This is a genomic window from Lacticaseibacillus saniviri JCM 17471 = DSM 24301, from assembly GCF_001311785.1.
Lineage (GTDB): Bacteria > Bacillota > Bacilli > Lactobacillales > Lactobacillaceae > Lacticaseibacillus > Lacticaseibacillus saniviri.
Map to the genome: position 1 here is coordinate 1 of NZ_BBBX01000056.1, position 1,763 is coordinate 1,763.

The window sequence follows — 1,763 nt, forward strand, 5'->3', positions numbered from 1 at the left end:
TTTGACAAAGTAGTCCTTTGAAAACTGAACAAAGTTTCGTATATGTGTAGGTCCTTCGATCTTGTTATCGAAGAATTAAACAAACATACAACGAAGTCAATTCGCTAGTATAAACAATAAGAGTCACAAACTTGATATGAGAGTTTGATCCTGGCTCAGGATGAACGCTGGCGGCGTGCCTAATACATGCAAGTCGAACGAGTTCTGGTTAATGATGGCGGTGCTTGCACCAATAGATTTAACATTTGAACGAGTGGCGGACGGGTGAGTAACACGTGGGTAACCTGCCCTAAAGTGGGGGATAACATTTGGAAACAGATGCTAATACCGCATAAATCTTGGAACCTCATGGTTCCAAGCTGAAAGATGGCGTAAGCTATCGCTTTTGGATGGACCCGCGGCGTATTAGCTAGTTGGTGAGGTAAAGGCTCACCAAGGCGATGATACGTAGCCGACCTGAGAGGGTGATCGGCCACATTGGGACTGAGACACGGCCCAAACTCCTACGGGAGGCAGCAGTAGGGAATCTTCCACAATGGACGAAAGTCTGATGGAGCAACGCCGCGTGAGTGAAGAAGGTTTTCGGATCGTAAAACTCTGTTGTTGGAGAAGAACGTACGTGAGAGTAACTGTTCACGTAGTGACGGTATCCAACCAGAAAGCCACGGCTAACTACGTGCCAGCAGCCGCGGTAATACGTAGGTGGCAAGCGTTATCCGGATTTATTGGGCGTAAAGCGAGCGCAGGCGGTTTCTTAAGTCTGATGTGAAAGCCCTCGGCTCAACCGAGGAAGTGCATCGGAAACTGGGAAACTTGAGTGCAGAAGAGGACAGTGGAACTCCATGTGTAGCGGTGGAATGCGTAGATATATGGAAGAACACCAGTGGCGAAGGCGGCTGTCTGGTCTGTAACTGACGCTGAGGCTCGAAAGCATGGGTAGCGAACAGGATTAGATACCCTGGTAGTCCATGCCGTAAACGATGAATACTAAGTGTTGGAGGGTTTCCGCCCTTCAGTGCTGCAGCTAACGCATTAAGTATTCCGCCTGGGGAGTACGACCGCAAGGTTGAAACTCAAAGGAATTGACGGGGGCCCGCACAAGCGGTGGAGCATGTGGTTTAATTCGAAGCAACGCGAAGAACCTTACCAGGTCTTGACATCTTCTGCTATTCTAAGAGATTAGAAGTTCCCTTCGGGGACAGAATGACAGGTGGTGCATGGTTGTCGTCAGCTCGTGTCGTGAGATGTTGGGTTAAGTCCCGCAACGAGCGCAACCCTTATGACTAGTTGCCAGCATTAAGTTGGGCACTCTAATCAGACTGCCGGTGACAAACCGGAGGAAGGTGGGGATGACGTCAAATCATCATGCCCCTTATGACCTGGGCTACACACGTGCTACAATGGATGGTACAACGAGTCGCAAAACCGCGAGGTTAAGCTAATCTCTTAAAGCCATTCTCAGTCCGGACTGTAGGCTGCAACTCGCCTACACGAAGTCGGAATCGCTAGTAATCGCGGATCAGCATGCCGCGGTGAATACGTTCCCGGGCCTTGTACACACCGCCCGTCACACCATGAGAGTTTGTAACACCCGAAGCCGGTGGGGTAACCTTTTAGGAGCTAGCCGTCTAAGGTGGGACAGATGATTAGGGTGAAGTCGTAACAAGGTAGCCGTAGGAGAACCTGCGGCTGGATCACCTCCTTTCTAAGGAAAAATTACGGAAACCTACACATGAAACTTTGTTTAGTTTTGAGAGGATTAC

1 rRNA gene is annotated in these 1,763 nt (G+C 49.6%); it reads left to right on the forward strand.

What is annotated here, in order from left to right:
* Positions 1-132: 132 nt before the first annotated feature.
* A 16S ribosomal RNA gene (locus JCM17471_RS13080) occupies positions 133-1,705 on the forward strand.
* Positions 1,706-1,763: the final 58 nt, after the last annotated feature.